At 62.2% G+C, this 23611-nt stretch carries 20 protein-coding genes; 17 read left to right on the forward strand and 3 right to left on the reverse strand.

Annotated elements, in window-relative coordinates; all coding sequences use genetic code 11:
• Positions 1–49: 49 nt before the first annotated feature.
• The 13 genes from AEYBE204_RS27480 (at position 50) to AEYBE204_RS27535 (ending at position 15342) form a co-directional block, all read left to right on the forward strand.
• The gene (locus tag AEYBE204_RS27480; protein ID WP_023461667.1) at positions 50–412 is read left to right on the forward strand and encodes a hypothetical protein; all 363 of its coding nucleotides are present in this window, start codon (positions 50–52) and stop codon (positions 410–412) included.
• Positions 413–592: 180 nt separating this feature from the next.
• Entirely contained in the window at positions 593–1273 is a 681-nt protein-coding gene (locus AEYBE204_RS27485; protein WP_023461668.1) for a response regulator transcription factor, read from the forward strand.
• 193 nt (positions 1274–1466) lie between these two features.
• Positions 1467–2876: a sensor histidine kinase gene (locus AEYBE204_RS27490; RefSeq protein WP_023461669.1), complete on the forward strand. Its 1410-nt coding sequence runs from the start codon at positions 1467–1469 to the stop codon at positions 2874–2876.
• Between the two features lie 112 nt (positions 2877–2988).
• Complete coding sequence (locus AEYBE204_RS27495) at positions 2989–4353, forward strand: hypothetical protein (protein ID WP_031230172.1); 1365 nt, start codon at positions 2989–2991, stop codon at positions 4351–4353.
• Between the two features lie 58 nt (positions 4354–4411).
• Entirely contained in the window at positions 4412–5485 is a 1074-nt protein-coding gene (gene ccmI, locus AEYBE204_RS27500; protein ID WP_023461671.1) for a c-type cytochrome biogenesis protein CcmI, read from the forward strand.
• Between the two features lie 83 nt (positions 5486–5568).
• Positions 5569–6063, forward strand: a complete 495-nt coding sequence (gene ccmE, locus AEYBE204_RS27505) for a cytochrome c maturation protein CcmE (protein WP_023461672.1) — start codon at positions 5569–5571, stop codon at positions 6061–6063.
• A complete protein-coding gene (locus AEYBE204_RS27510; RefSeq protein ID WP_023461673.1) occupies positions 6060–8030 on the forward strand; it encodes a heme lyase CcmF/NrfE family subunit in 1971 nt (656 codons plus the stop codon). Before ccmE ends, AEYBE204_RS27510 begins: the two co-directional genes overlap by 4 nt.
• Positions 8027–8611: a cytochrome c-type biogenesis protein gene (locus AEYBE204_RS0120065; RefSeq protein ID WP_023461674.1), complete on the forward strand. Its 585-nt coding sequence runs from the start codon at positions 8027–8029 to the stop codon at positions 8609–8611. Before AEYBE204_RS27510 ends, AEYBE204_RS0120065 begins: the two co-directional genes overlap by 4 nt.
• Positions 8612–8765: 154 nt before the next feature.
• Positions 8766–10274 carry a Do family serine endopeptidase gene (locus AEYBE204_RS27515; RefSeq protein ID WP_369751811.1) on the forward strand — a complete coding sequence of 503 codons (1509 nt, stop codon included), beginning with the start codon at positions 8766–8768 and terminating at the stop codon, positions 10272–10274.
• 319 nt (positions 10275–10593) lie between these two features.
• Positions 10594–12186, forward strand: a complete 1593-nt coding sequence (locus AEYBE204_RS27520) for a sodium/solute symporter (RefSeq protein WP_023461676.1) — start codon at positions 10594–10596, stop codon at positions 12184–12186.
• A gap of 50 nt (positions 12187–12236) precedes the next feature.
• Complete coding sequence (locus AEYBE204_RS27525) at positions 12237–12752, forward strand: hypothetical protein (RefSeq protein ID WP_155908301.1); 516 nt, start codon at positions 12237–12239, stop codon at positions 12750–12752.
• A gap of 3 nt (positions 12753–12755) precedes the next feature.
• Positions 12756–13985, forward strand: coding sequence for a caspase family protein (locus AEYBE204_RS27530; protein WP_031230176.1), 1230 nt, complete (start codon positions 12756–12758; stop codon positions 13983–13985).
• A 109-nt stretch (positions 13986–14094) separates the two neighbouring features.
• Positions 14095–15342, forward strand: coding sequence for a dicarboxylate/amino acid:cation symporter (locus AEYBE204_RS27535; protein WP_023461679.1), 1248 nt, complete (start codon positions 14095–14097; stop codon positions 15340–15342).
• Positions 15343–15515: 173 nt separating this feature from the next.
• On the opposite strand, the gene AEYBE204_RS27540 is transcribed toward AEYBE204_RS27535, so the two are convergent.
• The 3 genes from AEYBE204_RS27540 to AEYBE204_RS27545 all read right to left on the reverse strand — a co-directional run bounded on the left by AEYBE204_RS27540 (position 15516) and on the right by AEYBE204_RS27545 (position 17587).
• Positions 15516–16271: a sensor histidine kinase KdpD gene (locus tag AEYBE204_RS27540; RefSeq protein WP_023461680.1), complete on the reverse strand. Its 756-nt coding sequence runs from the start codon at positions 16269–16271 to the stop codon at positions 15516–15518.
• A 114-nt stretch (positions 16272–16385) separates the two neighbouring features.
• Entirely contained in the window at positions 16386–16859 is a 474-nt protein-coding gene (locus AEYBE204_RS0120070) for a hypothetical protein (protein ID WP_023461681.1), read from the reverse strand.
• A gap of 143 nt (positions 16860–17002) precedes the next feature.
• A complete protein-coding gene (locus tag AEYBE204_RS27545; protein ID WP_023461682.1) occupies positions 17003–17587 on the reverse strand; it encodes a hypothetical protein in 585 nt (194 codons plus the stop codon).
• A 136-nt stretch (positions 17588–17723) separates the two neighbouring features.
• Here AEYBE204_RS27545 and AEYBE204_RS27550 point away from each other — a divergent pair, with 136 nt between their 5' ends.
• From AEYBE204_RS27550 to pgl, 4 genes are all read left to right on the forward strand, one after another.
• A complete protein-coding gene (locus tag AEYBE204_RS27550; protein ID WP_023461683.1) occupies positions 17724–18125 on the forward strand; it encodes a group III truncated hemoglobin in 402 nt (133 codons plus the stop codon).
• A gap of 295 nt (positions 18126–18420) precedes the next feature.
• Positions 18421–21093 (forward strand): phosphoenolpyruvate carboxylase, encoded by a 2673-nt coding sequence (gene ppc / locus AEYBE204_RS27555; RefSeq protein WP_023461684.1) that lies wholly within the window; start codon positions 18421–18423, stop codon positions 21091–21093.
• 300 nt (positions 21094–21393) lie between these two features.
• Complete coding sequence (zwf, locus tag AEYBE204_RS27560; RefSeq protein ID WP_023461685.1) at positions 21394–22875, forward strand: glucose-6-phosphate dehydrogenase; 1482 nt, start codon at positions 21394–21396, stop codon at positions 22873–22875.
• Positions 22868–23608, forward strand: coding sequence for a 6-phosphogluconolactonase (gene pgl, locus AEYBE204_RS27565; protein ID WP_023461686.1), 741 nt, complete (start codon positions 22868–22870; stop codon positions 23606–23608). Before zwf ends, pgl begins: the two co-directional genes overlap by 8 nt.
• The last annotated feature ends 3 nt before the right edge of the window (positions 23609–23611 follow it).

Raw genomic sequence — 23611 nt, forward strand, 5'->3', positions numbered from 1 at the left:
TCGGTTTCGTTCAGCTAAGGTTCAGGTCTGTAATTCTATAAACGTGGCTATGAAACAGTTCCTGCCCCTTCTTGCCGTCTGCCTGCTGAGCGCGCCCGTTGCAGCCCATGCCAACGCGTCGCTTGATGCCGGTGAAACGCACACCCGTTCCGAGGCGCACGAGGCCGGGTTCGGCTCCGATCGTCAGGGGTTCCGCCTGCGTCTGGATCGTGACGTCCCTGCGCCGATGGTTCTGGCGCAGAAAGGTGGTTGCTCCGTCGATCAGGCCATCGATATGGTCGTGTCGCAAAGCCGCGGCACCTATGTCTCGGCCAGCCGGTCGGGCAATGCCGTGATCGTCAAGGTCAAGATCGACGCCAATATCGTTTCCTACCGCGTCGATCTGGGCTCGTGCTCGGTCAGCCGGATGTAACGTCGCTTAATACTCCCCCGTGCTACGGGGGTATAGCGCCAGCGAAAGTATAGCTTTCGCCAGCGTTGGTCACTCGAAGTGACAGAGGGGGGCCTCGCGGTCTCTACAAAGGCCCCCCACCGTCTTTTGCTTCGCAAAATCCACCTCCCCCACAAGTGGGGGAGTATAAGAAGGCTAAACATGCGTATTCTGCTTGCCGAAGACGATCCCGACCTGTCGCGTCAGCTCAAATCCTCGCTTCAGGACGCCGGTTACGTCGTCGATCACGCCCCCGACGGAGAAGAGGCGCACTTTCTTGGCGACACCGAACCCTATGACTGCGTGATCCTCGACCTCGGTTTGCCTAAAATCGACGGCGTGTCGGTGCTGGAGCGCTGGCGCCGGGACGGCAAGACGACGCCGGTCCTGATCCTCACCGCGCGCGGCGCATGGTCGGACAAGGTGTCGGGCTTCGACGCCGGGGCCGACGATTATCTGACCAAGCCGTTCCATACCGAAGAATTGCTGGCCCGTCTGCGGGCTTTGGTTCGCCGCGCCGCCGGTCATGCCCAGCCGCTGCTGGTCTGTGGCGGGGTGCGTCTCGATCCGCGCGCCGCCCGCGCTTCGGTCAATGGCGAGCCGTTGCGCCTGACCTCGCTGGAATATCGTCTGCTGCACTATATGATGCTGCATCAGAACCGCGTCATTTCGCGTACGGAACTGGTCGAGCATCTCTACGATCAGGATTTCGACCGCGATTCCAATACCATCGAGGTGTTCATGGGCCGCCTGCGCAAGAAGATCGGCACCGACCGTATCGAGACCGTGCGCGGTCTGGGTTACCGGTTGAAGCCTTTGCATGATGAAGTGAGCGAGATTTAGAAACTACTCCTCCCTACCGAAGGTGGGGAGGGGGACCGCTTTGCGAAGCAAAGGGGTGGTGGGGTATCTTCTTAAGCTTCCACATCCGCGTTCTTTCCAAAGCAAGAACCCCCACCACCGCATCTAGCCGCTTAACGCGGCGTCGTGCGGTCCCCCTCCCCAGCGAGCTGGGGAGGTATAAGAAGGACAGGAATTGGCTGCCGTCATTCAGAATCTAAGACGATTTTTCGGTGCCCTTGTTCAAGGCCGCGGGTCGCTGGCCGGGCGGCTGATCCGGCTGGCCTCGATCTGGTTTATCTTCGCTCTGATCCTGATCTCGGCGGGCCTGACGGCGTTCTTCAACTATGCCAGCGTCACCCGCTTTCAGGCCGGGATCAACGACATCGTGCGCAACCTCTATACGCACACTGAATTCGACGGTGACGGGCGGATCAAGATCCCCGAACTGTACAATATCCGTACCGACGACATCTATTCCGGCCTTTACTGGCAGATCATCGAGCTGGATAACGACGACCACGTGATCGGCGTGCATAAGTCGGGCTCGCTGGTCGAACGCTCGCTCGACGGGCCGAAAAAGCTCGACAAGATGTCGGGGCAGGCCGAGTTCTACAACGGTATCGGCCCGCGCCGTCAGCCCTTGCGTCAAACCGCCGTCTATCTGCGCATTCAGAATCATAACCTGCTGTTCATCGCCGGTGAGGACCGTTCGGAACTGGACCGCAATGTCGGCCAGTTCGCGCTTATTACCGGCGGCGCGCTGATCGTGCTGGCGCTGGGATCGCTGATCGCGATCTACCTACAGGTGCGCATCGGTCTGCGACCCCTGTTCAGGCTGACCGACGAACTGCACGACATCCGCAAGGGCAAGACCTCGCGCCTGCACGGCAGCTATCCGGCCGAAATCACGCCGGTCACCGAGGAGGTCAACAAGCTTCTGGAGTATGGGCAGGACGTGGTCGAGCGCCAGAGGACCCACGTCGGTAATCTGGCCCACGCGCTGAAAACGCCGCTGTCGGTGCTGCTGGCGACGGCGGGTGACAACCCCGACCCTCTGGCCGACACGATCCGCAAGCAAAGCGCTTTGATGAAGGAACAGGTCGATCACCACCTGCGTCGCGCCCGCGCCGCCGCCCGCGCCCAGAACATGGGCGAACGCACCCCGGTCGAGCCGGTGCTCGACGAACTGGCCGTCACGCTGGAACAGGTCTTCCGCGACAAGGACGTGACCATAGACTGGCGCGCGCCGGAGGATTTGGCCTTTCGCGGCGAGAAGCAGGACTTTCAGGAAATCGCCGGGAACCTGCTGGAAAACGCCTGTATCTGGTCCAAGGGCAAGGTCCGCGTCACGGCCAGCCTGAGCGACGAGGCGCACGGCATGACGCTGTTGATCGAGGACAACGGGCCGGGCATGCCGCCGGAGCGCTACGATGAAGTGCTGAAACGCGGGGCACGACTAGACGAATCGGCGCCGGGGTCGGGGCTGGGCCTGTCGATCGTCGACGAACTGGTCCGCGCCTATGGCGGCAAGCTCAGCTTCGACAAATCGAGCCTGGGCGGCCTGAAATGCGTTGTCATATTACCGGCCAATTTTATCAGCTAATTCAATTTACTGTGGAAAATCCGCAGTCACCTAATCTTAACCATCCCGGCCTCATACTCGCGATTCTGAGTTTTGGTCGCGTCGTTAAGTCGCGCATGGGTTTGCAGGTCTTATGGGCGTACTTCCTGAGCAGCGGTTGGAGAAGGTCAGGGGGCTGGTGCGGACCTTGCCGGTCGCGCTGCTGCGTCCGCTGGAAAACAGCCTGAGCCTGTCTCAGGACGAGGGCCTGACCGCCGTGCGCCGTCTGGTCAGCGCCGAACTGGAATCCCATTACATCAAGGAATCGGTCTTCCGCCCGTTCATGCCGCTGTTCGAGGCGCGCGAAGACGGGCTTGAGGGCGTCGAATTCCCGAACTGGGCCTTGAACCGCCTGTGGCGGGCGCTGGAACGGCACGAGCCGCAGCTGTTCGCCGAGGCCCGCGTCGCCGCACGCGGCCTGCGCGGCGATGACGAGACGCCGGTGGTCTTTTATCGACTGGTCACGGCGGGGGCGGCGATCCTCCGCGACACGCCGGACGAGATTTTGCCCCCGAATGCCGACGAAGACGATGCCGAAACCCTGACCGAACTGGCCTGTTATCTCGACCTGCACCGCTTGCTGCGCTCGGCAGTCCTGCGTCTGCCCGACTGGATGGGGCGCATCGATACCGAAAAGGCCACCGCCATCCGCCTGATGTTCAAGGACGCGGGCAAGACGTCCGAAGACGGGGGCCTGCGTTTCCTTGAGGCGCTGTTCGCCAATCTGGACGACGGGGCGCTGATCATGAAGTTCGTGGCGACCGTGTCCGACCGCCCGAACGACCGCTTCCTCAGCGAATCGGAACTGGCCGGGTTCGGCGAGCGCCTGATCGAGGCCGCCGAAATGCGGCTCAAGGTGCTGGAAGGTCTGCTGCGCCGGCGCAACCGCGAGACCGCGCAATTGTCTGAGGCCGGTGCCTGGGTAACGCAGTGCCTGACCATTCTGCACAGCTTCGAGCAGTCGATCGAGCTGTCGCGCGATGGGGCGTGGGGCAAGCGCGTGACGAAGATTCACCAGTCGATCGCCGCCCTGGTCGAGGACCGGCTGAAAGGCGTCGAAAAGATCGTCGACATCGCCCTGCCGCTCAAGACCGAGCGCATCTTCGGCCGTGCCACCCGCGACGTGCCGGATTTCAAGGGCGCGTCGGAGGAAAACTATCAGGCGGCGGTCCATACCATCGCCTTCCTCAACCAGATTCGCCCGACCGCCAATCACGGTGGTTTCGCCAGCCTGCTGACGCGGACCATTCAGGGCTGCGAGACGATCATGGACGCCTATTTCGAGGTCGTGCTGGGTATCGCGGTAGCCGACGATCCGTTCGACGCTCAGGCGGTCATGGGCTGTTTCGAGCGCGTCACCGATCTGATGCAAGCCCTGTTCGGTGAGGACAAGGCCAATATCGCGCGTCGCCGCATCGGCTCCGCCGACGTGTTCCGTCTGCCGAAAAATGTTGCGTAGGACGGCGTAAACTGGCTTAAGCCGTAGGTTTGACACAACCGTTCCGTATCGCCTCTTCATGATCCTGTTTTCGTTGATCGCGGCTCTGCTGAGCGCCGCCCTTCTGGGGCTGGCGGCGGCGTGGCTGCGCCGCCGTCCGACGGGTAGCGTGGACACGGCGCGCGGTATTTACGAAGGCTTTGTCGCCGATCTCGACCGCCGGGTGGCGGCGGGGCACCTCGATGAGGCTATGGCGCGCGAGGAAAAGACCGAGGCCGCCCGCGCGCTTTTGAAGGCCAGCGAGGGAGAGGCCAAGGCGTCCGATCCGCGCATCGTGCAAACCGTCGGCCTGATCGGGGCGTTTGCGATCGCCGGTGGAGCCTTGGCCCTCTATCTGTTTGTCGGGCAACCGGGCGCGCCGGATCAGCCCTATGCGCAGCGCCTCAACGGCTGGATCGCGCAGGCCAATACGAACCCCGAAACGCTCGACGCCAAGCCGCTGGCCGAGGTGCTGAAACGCCGTCAAGCCGAGCACGGCAACGATCCGCAATACTGGATGATGCTGGGCCGGATGCAGGTCATTGCTGGCGATCATTACGACGGCGCGGTGTCGTTTCAGCGCGCGGTGAAGCTGGCGCCGCAGAACGCCGAGGCCTGGTCGAATATGGGCGAGGCTTTGACGCTGATGAATAAAGGTGACAGTGGTGCGGAGGCGCGCGACGCCTTTGCCGAAGCCTTGAAGCGTGATCCGAACGACCTGTCGGGCCTGTTCTATGCCGGCAAGATCGCCGCGGCGGACGGGCAGTTCGACGCGGCGCGCGGGTTCTTTCAGCGACTGCTGAACGTGTTGCCCGCCGACGATGGCCGCCGCGCGACCGTGGTTCAGGAGGTCGCCGCGCTCGATCAGGCGGCGCAGACGGCGGCCGTGACGCAATCTCAGATCGGCGGCATGGTCGCAGGGCTTGAGGCGCGCTTGAAGGCGACGCCTGACGATCCGGACGGCTGGGCGCGCTTGCTGCGCTCGTATCGCGTGCTGAAAAACGTCGAAGGGGAACGGCACGTGCTGGCGGATATCGACCGCATCTATGCCGATCGTCCGGACGTGGCCAAACGCATTTTAGAGACGGCGCAACGCCCGGTGGGGTCGCAATGAGGTACAATTTAGCCCCCTCACCCGGTGCTTCGCACCACCCTCTCCCCGCAGGGGCGAGGGGAAAGAAATCGAGTGCCGCTTAAATGACCCTGCTCCCCAAATCGATGAAGGCGCGGCGGCGTCTGATGATCTTCCTGTTCGCAGCACCCGTACTGGTGGCGGGCGTGGCTCTGGCTCTGTTCGCCATGAAGGATCAGGTCGTCTATTTCTATACCCCCGCTCAGGCCTATGAGGCGCAGGTTGCACCGGGGCGGACGATGCGCCTCGGCGGACTGGTCAAGGCCGGCAGCGTGGTGAAAGGCACAGATGGCGAGGTGACCTTTGTCGTCATGGATCAAAAGGCCGAGATGAACGTCCATTTCAAGGGCGATCTGCCGGACCTGTTCCGCGAAGGACAGGGCGTGGTCTGCGAAGGCCAGATGTCGGGGGCCGACCGCTTCGAGGCGCGCACCGTGCTGGCCAAACACGACGAAACCTACATGCCGAAAGAGGTGGTCAAGGCCATCAAAGAGCAGGGCGAATGGCGGCCGGAATCGGCGCAGAAGCCGGACTCCAAACCTTTCGGTGAGGCCCGATGATTGTAGAGCTTGGCACCTTCTGTCTGGGGCTGGCCTTCGTGCTGTCGCTCGCGCAGGCTTTGACCGTCGCCGGCGGCGCGGTCAAGCCGTTGCGTGGCATCGCGCGGTTCAGCGAAGGCCTGTCGCTGGCGGCGGCGGTGGCGGCGATCCTCGCATTCGCGGCGCTGCTATACGCCTTTATTACCTCGGACTTTTCGGTGTCGAACGTCGCCAAGCATTCGCACACCCTGAAACCCTTGCTGTACAAGATTTCAGGCGCGTGGGGCTCGCACGAAGGCTCGATGCTGCTGTGGTGCATGGTGATGCTCGTTTTCGGGGCGCTGGTGACGCTGAACGGGCGTAACCTGCCCGACGGCCTCAAGCACAAGGTGCTGGGGGTGCAGGGGCTTTTGGGCGCGCTGTTCACCGGGTTTACGCTGTTTTCCTCCAATCCACTCGCCCGTCTGGCCGAAGTCCCTTACGAGGGCGCCTCGCTCAATCCGATGCTGCAAGATCCGGCTCTGGCGTTTCATCCGCCGCTGCTCTACCTCGGCTATGTCGGGTTCTCAGTCGTGTTTTCGTTCGCCGTCGCGGCCCTGATCGAAGGGCGGATCGACCGCGCCTGGGCCCGCTGGGTCAGGCCGTGGACCCTGCTGGCCTGGGTGTTCCTGACGGTCGGGATCACGCTGGGGTCGTTCTGGGCCTATTACGAACTCGGCTGGGGTGGCTGGTGGTTCTGGGACCCGGTGGAAAACGCCTCCTTCATGCCGTGGCTGGCGGCGACCGCCTTGCTGCATTCGGCCATCGTCACGGAAAAGCGCGACGCGCTGAAAGCGTGGACGGTGTTTCTGGCGCTGCTCGCCTTCACCTTCTCGATGATGGGGGCGTTTCTCGTCCGGTCAGGCGTCTTGACCAGCGTCCACGCCTTCGCCGTCGATCCGCAGCGCGGAATTTTGCTGCTGATCATCCTGTTCCTCACCGCCGGGGCCGGGTTCACGCTCTACGTGCTGCGCGCCGGATCGCTCAGTTCGGGCGGCGTCTTTGCGTCCGTCAGCCGTGAATCGACTCTGGTGCTCAACAACCTGTTGATCTTCGTGGCCCTGTCGACGGTCTGTCTGGGGACGCTCTATCCCCTGCTGATGGAGGCCACGACGGGCAAGACCATCTCTGTCGGCGCACCGTACTATGGCCTCAGCTTCATTCCGGCAATGGGGGCGGCGATGTTGATCCTGCCGTTCGCCAGCCTGATGGCGTGGAAGCGCGGCGACCTGAAAAGCGTGTGGAAACGCCTGATTCTGGCCGCCGGCATCAGCCTCTTGCTGGCCTTGCTCGGCGCGACCCTGATGGGGCATAGCGACGCCAAAAGCGCGCTCAGCCTCGGTGTCGGGTTCGGGCTCGGCGGTTGGGTCATCCTCGGCTCGTGGCAGGTCATCCAGTCGCGCACGCAACTGCTGAAAGTACCGTTTGCCGAGGCGTGGCGGCGGTTCCGTGGCCTGCCTCTGGCGACGCACGGCATGGTGCTGGCGCATGTGGGGCTTGGTCTGTTCGTACTGGGGGCGGTGGTCGAGACGCAAACCAAGCTGACCGCCGTCGATCATCTGGCCGTCGGACAAAAGCTGAAACTGGGGGCCTATGAGGTGACGCTGACCGACCTGACGCGGGTCGCCGGTCCGAACTACGAGGCCCAGCGCGGTATCCTCTCCGTGCGTGACGCGTGGGGCAAGGTGTGCGAAGCGATGCCGGAGCGGCGGTTCTATCCGGCGTCGTCGACCGTGACGACCGAGGTGGCTTTGTGTTTCCGCCCGTTGAACGATTTGTATTTTGTGCTGGGCGAGCCGTCTCCGCAGGGCTGGCAGGTGCGGGCTTTATATAATCCGTGGGCGCGATTGATCTTTTTTGGGCCGTTGTTGATGGCGGTGGGGGGCGTGTTGTCGCTGTTCGACCGGCGGTTGCGCGTGGGTGTGGCAAGTAAGGGGAACAAAGGATGAGGGATTCGCATTTAATCCCCTCTCCCCATGGGGAGAGGGTTAGGGTGAGGGGGCTACTTAGTGTGTTACTCCCCCTCACCCGGTCCTTCGGACCACCCTCTCCCCACAGGGGCGAGGGGATTAAAGTTTTCCTCGTTCTCCTCTTCGCCCTGACCCAAATCGCCGCTGCCGTGCTGCCGGGCGAGGCCATGCCCGATCCGCGTCAGGACCAGCGCGCTCGTGACCTCTATTCCGAAGTGCGATGCGTCGTCTGTCAGAACGAGTCGATCGCCGACTCCTCCGCCGATATTGCCGCCGATATGCGCCGCGATATCCGCCTGCATATCGCCGAGGGCCTGACCGACACGCAGATCCGCGACACGATGCGGGCGCGCTATGGCGACTATGTCCTGTTCCGCCCGCGTTTTGCCCTGACGACGGCGCTTTTGTGGCTGCTGCCAGTCGCGGTTTTGCTAACGGGCGGCATGATTTTCGCGCTAATGAATAAGAGGCCTGAAAAAACAGAGCCTTCCGCATTGACCCCTGACGAGCAGGCGCGGCTTGATCGGCTTCTGGATGGCGATAACGGGTCACAATCGTAAGCCACGATTTCGCCGCACCATACGGTTTAGATAGGTTATGACATTAAAGATCGGTCAGGATCGGAGAAAACTCTGGTTTCCGGTCTTAAAATGCCTATGTTCACGGTTACAGTACTTAAAATAATCTCAGGATTGGACTCTCATGGGGAAGCTTTTGACCTCAGTTAAGACGCACAAAGGCATGGTTGCCGGGATCGCCGGGGGCCTGATGCTGGGTGCCGCGGTGGCCGGTGCCGCCGTATCGGGCATGGGCCAGTCAGGTGGCCCAAATGGGGGTTACGACGGTTCGACCCTGGTCAAGACCGCCGCCGTCAAGCCGATGAAGCCGCCCGCAGGCGCGCCCATGTCGTTCGCCGACATCATCGACCGCGTCTCGCCTGCCGTTGTCTCCATCGAGACCAAGGGCAAGGTCAAGATGCCCGCCGGTCTCAACATCCCCGGCTTCGAAGCCCCGCCGCAGGGCGAGGGCAACGAGCAGGAAGTGCGTGGCGCAGGCTCCGGCTTCTTCATCACCGTCGATGGTTATGTGGTGACCAACAATCACGTCATCGAAGGCGCGGATGAAATCACCGTCGTCCTCAACAACGAATCCAAGCTCAAGGCGACCGTCGTTGGGCGCGACCCGGCGACCGACCTGGCCGTGCTCAAGGTCGAGGGCAAGAACTTCCCCTATGTCGAGTTTGAGACCACGCAGCGTCCGCGCGTCGGCGACTGGGTCATCGCGGTCGGCAATCCGTTCGGCCTGAGCGGCACGGCGACCGCCGGCATCGTCTCGGCCTTCGGGCGTCCGGACGGCGCGCAGGGCTATGTCGACTACATGCAGATCGACGCCGCCATCAATCGCGGTAACTCCGGTGGTCCGACCTTCGACCTCAACGGTCGCGTCATCGGCGTCAACTCGGCGATCATCACGCCGTCGGGCGGCAATGCCGGCGTCGGCTTCGCCATTCCGGCCGATACGGCTTCGGCCATCACCACCAAGCTGATGGCGGGCGGCAAGGTCGAGCGCGGTTACATCGGCGTCTCTATCCTGCCGGTGTCCGAGGAAATCGCCGAAAGCCTGAATCTGCCCAACAAGGACGGCGCCTATGTCGCCGAAACCACCAAGGGCGGCCCTTCGGAAAAGGGCGGCATCCAGATCGGCGACATCGTCAAGACCGTCAACGGCAAGCCGGTGAAGATTCACACCGACCTGACCCGCAATGTGGCCAATGTCCGTCCGGGCGAAAAGGTCGAGGTCGAGGTGCTGCGCAACGGCAAGCTGGTCAAGCTGACCATCGTGGCGGCGCTGCGTCCGTCGGAAGACATTCTGGCCAAGGGCGTCAACGGCGACGGCGGCGATCAGACGACACCGAACGGCGAAAAGATCCCGCCGGTGCTGGGCCTGAGCCTCAAGCCGATCGATCCTGCCGACCGCAAGCAGTACAGCATCGAGCCGGAAGTCACCGGCGTGGTGATCAAGGCGATCGAGCCGACCTCCGACGGCGCGAAGAAGGGCCTGAAGGAAGGCGACGTCATCGTGCGCGCCGACAATCAGCCGGTCACCAGCCGCGCCGACTTCGACAGGATCGTCGCAGGCATGAAGGCGGCCAACCGTCCGTCGATCCTGCTTCTGGTCAACCGCGGCGGCCGTAATCTGCCGCTGCCGCTGAGCCTGAAGTAAGCGGTATTGCCGCTTCAAAACAAAAAGCCCCGGATCGCAAGGTCCGGGGCTTTTTTACATCCTTACCCGTTTACGGGGCCAGAAGGCTTATAATCCTTATCCGTTTACGGGGCCAGAAGGCTTATAATCCTTCCCCGTTTACGGGGAAGGTGGCGGCGAAGCCGACGGAAGGGGAGGCCATAGATCATACAAACCCTGACCGCGCATTTTGATACACCGCTTCCCCCTTCCGTCTTTGCCGCCTGTCGGCGTCAAATCCACCTTCCCCGTAAACGGGGAAGGATGTAGGGTCGCAGGAACGATAAAAACAGGGGGACGGATGGCCAGCGCAGAGATAGGCATCATCGATGCGGCGGTTGCCGGTGGCTATGTCTGTGTCCTGCTGGCCATGCCCTTGCTTGGAGCGCTTCTGGGGCGGTCGAGAATCACCACCCTCAGTCAGCAGTTCTTAGGCGCGCGTCAGGCGCGCTGGCCGACGGTGGGCTTCACCCTGTTCGCGGCGACCCTGTCGGCGCCGGCGCTGGTCGGGGTGAGTGGCGCGGCCTATGCTCACGGCATCAGCGTCTATAATTACGACTGGGTGGCGGTGCTGGTCCTGACCCTGTTCTGCGCCGTCGTCCTGCCGACCTATCTGTCATCCGGCGTCTTCACCGTGCCGGAATTCCTCGAAAAGCGCTACGGACGCTTTGCGCGGACCTATGTGTCGGGCCTGTCGATCGTGCTGATGACCTTCGTCGACACGGCGGGCCTGTTGTTTGCTGGCAGCCTGTTGTTCCGGCTTTTGTTCCCGGCGCTCAGCCTGTTCGAGGTAGGGGCGCTGCTGTCGCTGTGCGCCGGTCTGTTCCTCGTCGTCGGCGGGCTGAGGGCGGTCCTGCTGACCGATACGGTGCAGGCGGTCATCCTGATCTCAGCCTGCGCGCTGCTGTGCATTCTGGCGCTCGACGCCGTCGGCGGCTGGGCGGCGGTAGTGGCGCAGACTGCGCCGGAGCGGCTGAAACTGGTCCGGCCCGCCGCAGACCCGATCCTGCCGTGGACGGGGCTGGTCACCGGCCTGCCGCTGATCGGCTTCTATTTCTGGTGTACCAACCAGTTCATGGTCCAGAAGGTGCTGGCGGCGGCGTCGCTCGATCACGGTCGCTGGGGCAGCCTGTTTGCCGGGGCGTTGAAGCTGACGACCCTGGGGCTGCTGATTGTGCCGGGCCTGTGCGCGCCGCTCCTGTTTCCCGATCTGGCCCAGCCGGATCAGTCGTTCCTTGCGCTGGTGATGCATTTGCTGCCGACGGGCCTGATCGGACTGATCGCCGGGGCATTCCTCGTCACCATCCTGTCGTCCCTGGCCAGCACCTATAATGCCGCGGCGACTCTGGTGACGCTCGACTTCATCAGGGTCCACCGGCCGCAGACCTCGGAAAAAACGCTGCTCAATGCGGGCCGCGCCGTGATCCTGATCGTCATGGGGCTGTCGGTCCTGTGGTTGCCGGTTATGGGGCGGATTCAGGACACCTTGTGGAACTATCTTCAGGCCATGCTGTCCTACGCCGTGCCGCCGATTGCCACCCTGTTTCTGCTGGGGCTGTTCTGGCGGCGGGCCAATGGGTTCGGGGCGGCGTGCGGCCTGATTCTCGGCACGGCGGTGAGTCTGGGTCTGTTCGTCGGGATCGAACTGTGGCACGTCGTGCCGCTGCACTTCCTCGTCGCCGCTTGCCTCATCTTCGCCGTCAGCGCGGCGGCGGTGGTCACGGGCAGCCTGATGCGGCACGCCCCGCAGGGCATCGACGGGCTGATCTTCACCGGCGCGGTTTGGCGGCGGGAAACCGAAGCGCTGAAAACCGTGCCGTGGTATCGCAATTACCGCTGGCTGTCGGTCGGGCTTCTGGTCGTGACGGCCTGCGTGGTGGTGCCTTTTTTATAGGTTGGCGAGGCCCGGTTTTGCAGGTATGAATCTCGCAGAACGGGGGTATCATGCTACGATCCAGCCTTATATGCGCAGCCGTAAGCGTGACGCTGGCCCTGCCGGTGACGGCGCAATCGCTCAATCCGTCGCGTGAGGAAATCGCGCGGGACGAACAGCTGTGGACCTCGTCGCCCAAGACCTGCGAGGGTCGGAAAGCCTACCTGCAAAAGACCCGGCTGGGCGATTATTCACGGTTTGCGCTTGAATGGCGGCGGGACAATAAGTGCCTCACGCCGTCGGCGGAATATATAACCCTTTCGTTCAAGGATCTGCGGGGTCAGGTCATTCGCGACACGGACTATCCGACGGGCGCTCTCGAAAAGGGCGTGGAAGGCAATGTTATCGTCGAATGTCTGGCGGAGGTCGGCAACCGTTTGAGTGCGTGCCGCATCGTCACGGATTTTCGACCGGGTTTCAAACTGGGGGAGACGGCGGTGCGCCTTCTGACGGAACGGGGACGGACGCGCAAGCCCTACGCCGAAGGCCAGAGGCTGTGGATGGTCGTCATGTGGCGCATAGGTTAGGAGATGAGATTTTTCGCTGTCTTTCTAAGTCTGTGCCTGATGCTGATGGCTGCGCCGGCGGCGGCGCAGGTCAAGCTGGCCCTGGTCATCGATCAGGTCGCCTATCGCGGCAACCTGTCGCCTCTCGCCGGGGCGGATACCGAAGCCGGTGAGGTCGCCGCGTCCCTGACCGCCGTGGGCTTCACGGTCACCCGCGCCAGCAACCTGACCAAGCAAGGATTGGCGACGACGTTTCGCGAGTTCCGCCGCAAGGTCTCGGCGACACCGGGGGCAGTGGCCTTCATCTACTACACCGGCCACGGGTCGCGCGATCCGGCCAGCGACGCCAACGACAACTACCTGCTGGGGGTCGATTCGGAACTGACCACGGCGTCGGACCTGCCGGAATTCGGCGTGCCCCTGTCCGACCTTAATGAGCAGTTTTCGGCGACCGGTGCGAAGGCGGTGATCATGGTCATCGATGCCTGCCGCACGACCCCGACCTTCGGCAAGGCGGGGTCAAAGGGGCTGGTGCCGGTCACCGCCTCGACCAATACCCTGATCGCCTATGCGACCGATACGGGCGATGTCGCCGATGTCGGGGTCTATGCGCCGATTTTGGCGCAGGAAATCCGCCGGTCGGGTCAGGACGTGACGCAGGTGTTCAGCCGCGTGCAGATACTGGTCTCGAAGAAAACCCAGAATAAACAACGCCCGTGGTCGAACAACCGGCTCTACGATCAGATATGTCTGGCGTCCTGCGATGTGGTCGCCGGTCCGACGCCCTTGCCTTTGCCGCCTGCGGGCCCCAGCGACTGGGACAAGGAAAAGGCCGTTTGGGACGGGGCGAAATCCTGCGCCGATTACAAGGCCTATCTGATCAGTTATCCCCAGGGGGCGTTTGCTGCGACGGCGCGCGAGCGTCAGAAGACTACCGAATGCGCCGGACCCGGTGGCGTGAGTACCGTGATGACGGCAACGCTGAACGACGTGGCCGGGGTGCCGGACTGGATCGATTTCTACCCTTCCAAAGCCTTGCGCAAGGACGTGGCCGGGCGATCTGTCGTCGAATGCGTCGTCCAGCCGGATGGCCGCCTGAGCCAATGCCTGACCGTGTCGGAAACGCCGGTGGAAATGGGCTTTGCCGAGGCGGCGCACAAGGCGCTCACCAGCAAGGCGCGGGTCGATACCGGTAAATTCCCGCCGGGTCAGCGCGTGCGCTTCCCCATCAAATGGCAGGTGCCGAAGTTCTGATTTGGATAGTTGCCGGCGCAACAGTCTGGCTAATCTGAACCGTCAACAATGCTGGTTTGCGGGATACGGATTTCGGCCTATGCTCGCGTCAGATTTACGAGGCCTTCCCATGTCGAAAATTCCGTTCTGGTTGCGTGTTCTGATCGCTTTTGCACTGGGGACCGGCATCGGCGTGGCGTTCGGTGAGCAAGCCGTGCCCTATGTCGAACCCGTCGGCGACCTGTTCGTGCGCCTGATCAAGATGCTGGTCGTGCCGCTGGTCTTCTTCACCATCGCGGCGTCGATTGCGCGGCTGGGCGACGGAGCTTTAGGTGAGAACGGGGGTGGCAAGGCCGTGCGGTTGGGCGTCGTGACCATCATCTGGTTCATCATTACCGCCGGTCTGGCGGTGGGGCTCGGTTTCGCCATCGGGCATCTGATCGAGCCGGGCCGCGGCCTGACCGGTCTGCCGCTGGCCGAGGTCACGCCCAAGGTCATCCCGCCGGTGCAGGACGTCCTGATCGGCATCGTGCCCACCAATATCCTCAAGGCCTTCGCCGAAGGTCAGGTCCTGAGCGTGGTCTTCGTGGCGCTGTTCGTCGGCGCAGGCCTGAGTGCGCTGGGGGAAAAGACGCGTAATCTCCGTCATATCGTCGAACAGGGCAGCCAGCTGATGTTCAAGCTGACGCGCTGGGTGATCCAACTGACGCCGATCGGGGTGTTCGGTCTGATCGCCTCGGTCGTCGGGTCGTATGGCCTTGAGAGCCTCGCACCGCTGCTGAGCTTTATCGGCGCCATCTATCTGGCCTGTCTGATCCACGTCTTCGTCGTCTATCCGATCCTGATCAAGCTGCACGGCCTGAGCGTCGTCGCGTTCTACAAGGGCGTGTTCGAGGCGCAGCAGACGGCCTTCTTTACCTGCTCGTCCTTGGGCACCCTGCCGGTGTCGCTCAATGCCGCGATTGAGAAGCTGAAGCTCAATCCGGCCTATGCGGGCTTTGCCGTGCCGCTGGGGGCCAATATGAAGATGGACGGCTGCGGGGCCATCTATCCGGCCATCGCCTCGATTTTTGTCGCCAACTATTTCGGCATTACCCTGACACCGAGCCATTACGTCATCATCGCCCTCACGGCGATGCTGGGGTCGCTGGCCACCGCCGGCGTGCCCGGCGTGGCCACGGTTATGCTGACGCTTACCTTGGCCACGGCGGGATTGCCGCTGGAAGGGATCGCGCTTCTGGCCGCCATCGACCGCATCATCGACATGGTGCGCACGGCGACCAATGTGACGGGTCAGATCCTGATCCCGACGCTGGTGGCGCGCGAGAATGGTCTGATCGAGCCAGAGAGCGCGTTGTTGCCAGCGGGTAAGAAGTGACTCCCTCCTCCCTACGCAGTGGGGAGGTGTCATTGAGCAAAGCGAAATGACGGAGGGGGATGACACCAAGCCGTTTAGCGCGCTGCGGATTTCGGAGTCATCCCCCCTCCGTCATTTGCCAGCGGAGCTGTCAAATGCCACCTCCCCATCGCTGCGCGACAGGGAGGAGGGAGTCAGGCCGCCACTTCGGCGCGTTTGAGCGGTACATAGAGGCTGAACACAGCGCCGGTTTCCAGGTGGTTCTTCACCTCGATGCGACCGCCCAGCAACGCCATGATCAGTTCGGCGATGCTCAGGCCGAGGCCTGTCCCGGCGTTTTGCTGATCCTGCCGTTGCAGACGGGTATATTTGGAAAAGACCGAGCGAATCTTGTCCGGCGGGATGCCGGGGCCGTGGTCGCGCACGTGGACGAAGGCCTCGTCGCCCGTCGCGCCGTAATCGATATCGACGACCGGCGTCTTCCCCGTATGTTTCAGCGCGTTCTCGATGACCAGCCCAACGACGCGGCTAAGCAGAACCGTATCGGTATTGAACGCTTCGGCACCGCCCAGATCGTGCAACCGGATATCGCCTTTGTCCTTGAGCGGCCCCAGACGCGTGATCGAATCCTTGATCAGCGGCGTCAGATTGGCGGGTTCTTCGCGCGGCCGCACCGAATCGCTTTCCAGCTTGGCCATGTCGAGGATGTTGGTGATGAACTTGTCGAGGCGATAGGCCTCCGACAGGGCCGAATTGATCAGCGAGCGGCGTTTTTCCTCCGAAAGCTTGGCTTCCAGAAGGGTGTAGACTTCGAGCGAGCCGATGATCGTGGCCAGCGGAGTCTTGAGATCGTGCGAGACGGCGGACAGCATCTGACGGTACAGCGATTCCTTGATGTGGTCAGGTTCCTGACCGTTCGCAGCCGTATCCGTACCGGTAAACGCGTTCATCTATCTCAACCTTTATAGGCTCTTTCGGCCCTGAGAATACCTATAGGCGTTTCGGCGGATAAGGCCAAGTGAAAGCATAACGCCGACCGGGTTTTCACCCGACCGGCGATGCCGTTAGCTCTTGTCGGTCAGTTGGGTTTCGATGGTGGAGGCCATCGCTTTCGACAGGCGGTCGATGCGGCGCAGCGCCCGGCTTAGTTCGTCGATCAGACGGTTCTGTTCCGGCGTCGCCACCTGACCGCCTTCGCCTTCGAGGCGCAGATATTCGTCCAGTTGCAGGCTGATCTGAGCGCGGGCTTCTTCCAGCATGTCAAGGCCGGTTTCAGACAGTTGCTGAGCGGCGTCGAGGCCTTCGACATAGCGGCCGGCCCAGCTGTTCAGCTTGGAAATATGCGCCTTGACCTCGGCTTTGAGATGCGCGGTCTCGACGCCCTCGAGCAGGTCTTCGAGGTCCTTCTTGAGGTGACGCGCGTCTTCGAGATCGATAAGCAGGGCCTCGGTGGACGCCGGTTCGGTCGCGAAGTCTTGGGGCGCGGGCGAAGTCGGCGTATCGGCGGGCGGGGTCTTGGTGATCAGGTCGTCGGGCATGGGAACGCTCCTTGTAGCCCCATAGCCTAACCTCTGTGACACAAGCACGCAGTGCGGAGCCGGTCTCCCACCCATAAGGTCATGATAAAAATCGGAAAAGGATTTTATCAAGATCCTTTATAATCAGACGGCTTACACGCGGTTTATTCGGCGGAATCGCTGTCCTGAGGCGCGGTTTTGGCATAGGCGTCGGAGGCTTGCGTCTCGACGATCTTGCGCAACTGATCGAAGCGCTTGGCCATGCGGATCATCGCGTCGGGCAGGTCGTCGCCCTCGCTTTTCACATAGTCGGTCAGGTCCTTGGCCAGCCGCATGAAGCGCGGCGCGGCGGCGATCAGACGCGCCTGCATTTCGATCAGGGCGGGGTCGCGGTCGTATTCGGCCCCCGGCACGCGCCACCCGCCCCAGTCGTTGGGATCGGTGACGACGATCGGATAGGTGCCGGGGAAGGGGTGGTGGGCACAGTTTTCCGGCGTCTGCCACTTGTTCTTGGCGCGCATCAGGCGCCACTGATGGCTGGCAGCGCCGTCTTCGGATTGCAGATCGACCTCGCTCTCGGCGGTCAGTTCCTCGGCGCGGAATTCACGCCCCAACCCGCAGTCGTAGGTGACGCGGACGGGTTCCTCGAAACCCTTGGCCCAGACGGGATTGACCTTGTCGATGATGGCCCAGGTGCCGACCGGCTCGACATAGACGCGCTGGTGACGATGAAAAACAGCCTTGGCCATGAGAACTCCGGAACGATTTGTCGCAGGACGCAGCGGCAGAACCTGACTATACAGGTCGGACGTTCCGCATCGGGTCCAAGACTAATTGAAAGTCTTTAGGATTTGGTGTGGGCCTATGCTTAACCGGTTTTAAGACATGCCCGATTTTATTATCCCGCCCGAAGAGCTGCGCGCCCTTGTCGAGCGGTTCTACGACAAGGCGCGGGCCGATGCCTTGCTGGGGCCGGTGTTCGAGCGCGCGGTGCACGACTGGCCGGAGCATTTTGAGACCCTGACAGCGTTCTGGGGTATGGTGATCAACGGCCCCGTGCCGGGGGTGGAGCCGTTCAAAGGCCGGCCCCTCCCCAAACATTTCGTGCTGAACCTCAAAGGCGCGCATTTCGACCGCTGGCTCGACCTGTGGGCCGAAACGACGGGGGAGCTGTTCGATGCCCCGCGCGCGGAACTGCTGCGCGAAAAAGCGTGGCGGATCGGGCAGTCGTTTCAGGCGGCGATCGCGATGCAGGAGAGTCTAAATCCGTCGGAAAGCGGTAGCTGAATCCATTGATATCGCTACCATATGCGCAAACCGGTTATAATTGAAACCGGTTTTTCCGTTTAGCGTCAGGTGCTTAGGTGCTGCCTAAAATTTTTTGACAACGCAGGACATGCAAGCATTTGTATTCGTTTGTCATATTAATAACTCTGACAAAATCGTGTGCAAACTTACCTTGCGGCGCACAAATTTTGCGCTAGTTTGGAGAATATCCGACTTGAGGGACGCCCGCGTTTACCGCCGCCCTTGCACCCTCCAAGCCAAAATTAAACTATACTGCACCTGAGAGGCCGGCCCGATGACCGACACCATGATCGATCACGTCAAGCAAAACACCGCCATGCTGGAGGGATTTCTGAACGAGGCCGTGGCCGATTTCGGCCGGGCCGGGGTCCTGACCAAGATCGATTCCCTGCGCACCGAAGCCTTCGACGTCAACGACTTGAGCGAGTCCGAAGCCGCCCACGCCGCGCGCATCCTGACCTGTCTGTCGACCCTGACCGTCCTGTCCGAGGACGTGGCCAATCTGAAACGCGTCGAGACTTTTCCCGGCACGCAGGAAGCCATTACGCTGGCGCACGCCGTCAAGATTGCCCGCGACAAGGGGCACACACAGCAGGAAATCGAAGACACGCTGAACGGCATTCTGGCGTCGCCGGTCTTCACCGCCCACCCAACCGAAATGCGCCGCGCCTCGGTCGTCGAGCGCGAATACGACATCACCCAGTTCCTGTCGTCGTTCGAAAACTCGACGCGCTCGTCCGAGAAAGTCGCGCTTGAGGAAGACCTTTATCGCGCCGTGGCGCTTTTGTTCAACACGCGCCTCAACCGTCCCGAACGCATCACCGTCGCCGACGAGATTCAGAACTCGCTGGGGGCGGTGCGTCGCGCTATCCTGCCAGCCCTGACCGAGCTTTACGGCAACTGGGACCGCGAAATCCCGCTCGAAGGCGAACTGCCGAAGGTGCTGAAACTCGGCTCGTGGATCGGCGGCGACCGCGACGGTCACCCGCACGTTGATGACGGGACGATGAACTACGCCTTTCATCAGCAGGCCAAGCTGGTGCTGGAGTTCTATTTCAAGCAACTCGACAAGCTCGACATGGAACTGACCCTGTCGGAAGAGCTGGCGCCGGTGTCGGACGCTTTGCTGGAACTGGCGCGGAAATCGTCGGAAACCAATGTTCACCGTGTCGATGAGCCCTATCGCCGCGCCATCACCTATATCAAGGCGCGTCTGGCGGCGACCTCGCAGAACATTCTGAAGCTGCCGCACCCGCTGGCCACGCCGCTCGCCGGGGCCTATGAGACCGCCGACAACTTCATCGCCGACCTGACCCTGATCCGCGACTCGCTGGTCGCCAATGGCGGCAAGCGCCTGATCGGGCGGACGCTGAAAACGACGATCCAGATCGCCCGCTCGTGCGGTTTCCACCTGCTGTCGCTAGATATGCGCCAGAACTCGGCCATCCATGAGCGCGTCATTGCCGAACTGTTCGCGCAGTCGTCGGAACTGCTCGACTATTCGTCGCTGTCGGAAAACGAGCGCGTCTCGGCGCTGGTCGCCGAACTGACCAATGACCGGTTGCTGCGCTGGCCTTTCGCCAAATATTCCGACGAGACGCGGCGCGAGCTTAAGATCGTTGACGCCGCCGCCGAAGTCATCCGCACCTTCGGGCCTGACGCCATTGGCTCCTACGTGATTTCGATGGCCAAGTCGGTGTCGGACATCCTTGAGCCGCTGGTCCTGATGAAGCAGGCGGGCCTCGTCTATGGCGGGCCGTCGCCGCACACCATGATCCACGTCGCACCGCTGTTCGAGACCATCGAAGACTTGGAGGCCGCGCCCGACATCATGAAACGCTGGCTGAGCCTGCCGGCCATGCGCTCGCTGTTGGGTCGCCCGGCGATTCAGGAGGTCATGCTCGGCTATTCCGACTCGAACAAGGACGGCGGCTATACGGCGTCGCGCTGGTCGCTGCACAAGGCCTCGTCGGCGGTCAAGGCCGTTTGCGAACAGAAAGGCGTGGCGCTGCGTCTGTTCCACGGTCGCGGCGGGTCGGTCGGTCGCGGGGGCGGGCCGTCGTTCGCGGCCATTCTGGCGCAACCCGAAGGCACGGTCGGTGGCCAGATCCGCGTCACCGAACAGGGCGAAATGATCGCGCGCAAGTTCGGCAACAAGGTCACGGCGGGCAAGACGCTCGATTCTTTTGCGGCGGCGGTTTTCCTCGCCTCGCTGCCCTCGTCGGAAAAGACGGCAGACGAACAGCGCGAAGCCGAGGCCGAAGCGAAATACACGCCGCTGATGGAAAAGCTATGTCAGGCCTCGTTCGAAGCCTATCGCGGGCTGGTCTATGATGATCCGCATTTCTTGTCGTTCTTCCGCACGGCGACGCCGGTGGCCGAACTGACCGACCTCAAGATCGGCTCGCGTCCGGCGTCGCGCACGGCGTCGGGCAAGATCGAGGATCTGCGCGCCATTCCGTGGGTTTTTTCGTGGTCGCAGTCGCGCATGGTCCTGCCGGGGTTCTACGGCTTCAACGCGGCGGTGAAGAAGCTGGGTGTGGACGATCAGACCCTGATCGACATGTGCAACGAGTGGGACTTCTTCGAGGTGTTTCTGGCCAATATGGAAATGGCGCTGGCCAAGTCCGATATGGACATCGCCGCGCTCTACGCCGAAATGGCGGCGGAGCCTGAGGAGGCCAAGCGCATCTTCGGCATCATTCGCACCGAGCACGAGGAAATGACGGCTCTGGCCAAGCGTATCCGCAAGTCGGGCACGCTGTTGTCGACGCACGAACAACTGCGCGGCTCGATCGAGCGTTCGCACGGGCTGTTGCAGACGCTCAACCGGATGCAGGTCAAGCTGCTCAAGAAGCGCCGCGACGGCAACAAGCACAAGCTGGTCAAGCTGGCCATGCAACTGACGGTCAACGGGATTGCCAGCGCGTTGAGAAATACGGGGTAATTTTGTTGGCGACGGAGCAGAGGAAGCGTCGGCCCCCTCCGTCAGCCTTTGGCTGCCACCTCCCCCAGTAAACTGGGGGAGTAAAGTGAGGATTAGCCTTGCGGCCATCATCCAACCGGTTCTATATCGCCTTTTAACACCGTTGGGCCTAGGCTTCCAAAGCGTATAGAAATACCGGCTTGACCCGGTGATGGACAAGGCTTATGACAACGTTGTCATGTTGCGTCGAATGATCGCATTTCCTTAAGGGAAGGCATATAAGGTCAGGGCGTCACAAGGTAACGATCCAGGAATCAAAACGTGTCTCCATCGAAACTGTCCCCCGCGCGTCAACCCGTGTTCGTCCTTGTCGGCGGCACCGGCGATCTGGCCTTGCGCATGTTGTGGCCGTCTCTGGCCATGCTCGATCAGGACGGGTTCCTGTCGGACGATGTCCGCGTTATTTCCGTCGCCCGCGAAGCCGTGGCGAAAAAGGAATTCCTTGGACGCGTTCAGGGCGCGATCGAAAAGCGCATCCATAAAGACCTCGAAGACGGGACGCTCGATCGGTTTCTGAAACGCGTCAGCCACGTGGCGCTCGACGCGTCCGACCCGGAATGGGGCAACAAGCTTAAAGCGGAATTGGGCGACATCGACGCCCTCGATATCGTCTATTTCCTCTCGGTATCGCCGACCCTGTTCAAGCCGATCTGCGAGCATCTGGAAAAAGCGGGTCTGAGTCACGCACCCAACCGTGTCATCATCGAAAAGCCGCTCGGCCGCGATCTGGCCTCGTCGAAGGTGATCAACGACTCGGTCGCCCACGCGTTTGCCGAATCGCGCACCTTCCGTATCGACCACTATCTCGGCAAGGAGACGGTGCAGAACCTGCTGGCGCTGCGTTTCGCCAATACGGTGTTCGAGCCGCTGTGGAACGCCCAGTCGATCGATCACGTGCAGGTCAGCGTGTCCGAAACCGTCGGCACGGGCGACCGCCTCGGCTACTACGACGAGTACGGTGCCCTGCGCGACATGGTGCAGAACCACCTGCTGCAACTGGTCTGTCTGCTGGCGATGGAGCCGCCGTCGAATTTCAATTCGGACGCCCTGCGCGACGAAAAGGTCAAGGTGTTGCGCTCGCTCAAACCGATCACCGCCGATGTGGTGAAGGAGGTCACGGCGCGCGGGCAGTACGGCGCGGGTTTCGCCGAAGGCCATCAGGTCGCCGGCTACGAGGCCGAAAAAGGATCGCCGTCGAACACCGAAACCTACGTCGCCATCAAGGCCGAGGTCGCCAACTGGCGCTGGTCCGGCACGCCGTTCTATCTGCGCACCGGTAAGGCCTTGCCGTCACGGACCACCGAGATCGTTATCCAGTTCCGCGCCGTGCCGCACTCGATCTTCGGGGCGGCGGCGCAGCCGAACCGGCTGGTCATCCGCCTGCAACCCGACGAAGACATCCGCCTGACCGTGATGAACAAGGCCCCTGGTCTGAGCGCCGACGGCATGCAATTGCAGCCTCTGGATTTGTCGCTGTCCCTGACCAATGCCTTCGACGCCAATGGCGACAAACCGGCCCGCCGCCGCATCGCCTATGAGCGCCTGATCCTCGATGCGTTGAATGGTAACAATGCCGCGTTCGTGCGTCGCGACGAGGTGGAGGCAGCCTGGACGTGGATCGACGGGATTTCCGCCGCCTGGGCCGAGGCCTATGCCAAGCCGCAGCTTTACCCCGCCGGGACCAACGGGCCGATGAGCGCCTATATGCTGCTCGACCGTGACAAGCGGGTGTGGAATGACTGAGATCGTCCTCGACGGGGCGGGCCGGTTCACGGTGCAGGCGTTCGACACGCTCGCCCAAGCCGAACAGGCCGTGCTTAGGGCGATCGAAACCGCCTTGTCAGACGCTATTGCTGAACGCGGTCATGCCTTGTGGATCGGGGCCGGGGGCGGAACGCCGAAACCGGTTTATGAGCAGCTCGATACGCTCGATCTGGCGTGGGACAAGGTGACCCTGTCGCAGGTCGATGAGCGTTTTGTGCCGCTGGACGATGCCTCGTCCAATACCAAGATGATGGCCGAAGCCGCTGCACCGGTCATCGCCAAGGGTATGCGTTTCCTCAGTCTCATTCAGGACATAAGCCACCCGGTCATTTGTTCCGAAAAAGCGGAAACGATGCTGCGTAACCTGAGCGAAGATGCACCGGTGTTCGACCTGAACCTGCTCGGCATGGGCGGGGATCGGCACTATGCCTCGATCTTTCCGGGGCATCCGATCAACGAGGAGGTCTATGACAGCCCGGCGCTGGTTCTGGCTGTCGCGCCCTCGGAAACCGGGGGCGAACCTAAGCTGCCGCGCATTACCCTGACCGTGCCTGCGCTCAACCGTTCGCGCCGCATCGTGCTGTACATCACCGGTCAGGCCAAGCTGGACGCCTTAGCAGCGGCGATTGCCGATCCCGATCCGTGGACGTCTCCGATAGGGGCGTTTCTCTCCCAATATCCCGGCCCTGTCGATATCATCTGGGGTGCGTGAGGA

Origin of the sequence: Asticcacaulis sp. YBE204 (assembly GCF_000495855.1) — a bacterium.
Classification (GTDB): Bacteria; Pseudomonadota; Alphaproteobacteria; order Caulobacterales; family Caulobacteraceae; genus Asticcacaulis.

What these genes read in the sequence shown, in the direction of transcription:
- AEYBE204_RS27480 (WP_023461667.1), top strand. Translation starts at nt 50, where the DNA reads ATGAAACAGTTCCTGCCCCTTCTTGCCGTCTGCCTGCTGAGCGCGCCC.
- AEYBE204_RS27485 (WP_023461668.1), top strand. Translation starts at nt 593, where the DNA reads ATGCGTATTCTGCTTGCCGAAGACGATCCCGACCTGTCGCGTCAGCTC.
- AEYBE204_RS27495 (WP_031230172.1), top strand. Translation starts at nt 2,989, where the DNA reads ATGGGCGTACTTCCTGAGCAGCGGTTGGAGAAGGTCAGGGGGCTGGTG.
- ccmI (WP_023461671.1), top strand. Translation starts at nt 4,412, where the DNA reads ATGATCCTGTTTTCGTTGATCGCGGCTCTGCTGAGCGCCGCCCTTCTG.
- ccmE (WP_023461672.1), top strand. Translation starts at nt 5,569, where the DNA reads ATGACCCTGCTCCCCAAATCGATGAAGGCGCGGCGGCGTCTGATGATC.
- AEYBE204_RS27510 (WP_023461673.1), top strand. Translation starts at nt 6,060, where the DNA reads ATGATTGTAGAGCTTGGCACCTTCTGTCTGGGGCTGGCCTTCGTGCTG.
- AEYBE204_RS0120065 (WP_023461674.1), top strand. Translation starts at nt 8,027, where the DNA reads ATGAGGGATTCGCATTTAATCCCCTCTCCCCATGGGGAGAGGGTTAGG.
- AEYBE204_RS27520 (WP_023461676.1), top strand. Translation starts at nt 10,594, where the DNA reads ATGGCCAGCGCAGAGATAGGCATCATCGATGCGGCGGTTGCCGGTGGC.
- AEYBE204_RS27525 (WP_155908301.1), top strand. Translation starts at nt 12,237, where the DNA reads ATGCTACGATCCAGCCTTATATGCGCAGCCGTAAGCGTGACGCTGGCC.
- AEYBE204_RS27530 (WP_031230176.1), top strand. Translation starts at nt 12,756, where the DNA reads ATGAGATTTTTCGCTGTCTTTCTAAGTCTGTGCCTGATGCTGATGGCT.
- AEYBE204_RS27535 (WP_023461679.1), top strand. Translation starts at nt 14,095, where the DNA reads ATGTCGAAAATTCCGTTCTGGTTGCGTGTTCTGATCGCTTTTGCACTG.
- AEYBE204_RS27540 (WP_023461680.1), bottom strand. Translation starts at nt 16,271, where the DNA reads ATGAACGCGTTTACCGGTACGGATACGGCTGCGAACGGTCAGGAACCT.
- AEYBE204_RS0120070 (WP_023461681.1), bottom strand. Translation starts at nt 16,859, where the DNA reads ATGCCCGACGACCTGATCACCAAGACCCCGCCCGCCGATACGCCGACT.
- AEYBE204_RS27545 (WP_023461682.1), bottom strand. Translation starts at nt 17,587, where the DNA reads ATGGCCAAGGCTGTTTTTCATCGTCACCAGCGCGTCTATGTCGAGCCG.
- AEYBE204_RS27550 (WP_023461683.1), top strand. Translation starts at nt 17,724, where the DNA reads ATGCCCGATTTTATTATCCCGCCCGAAGAGCTGCGCGCCCTTGTCGAG.
- ppc (WP_023461684.1), top strand. Translation starts at nt 18,421, where the DNA reads ATGACCGACACCATGATCGATCACGTCAAGCAAAACACCGCCATGCTG.
- pgl (WP_023461686.1), top strand. Translation starts at nt 22,868, where the DNA reads ATGACTGAGATCGTCCTCGACGGGGCGGGCCGGTTCACGGTGCAGGCG.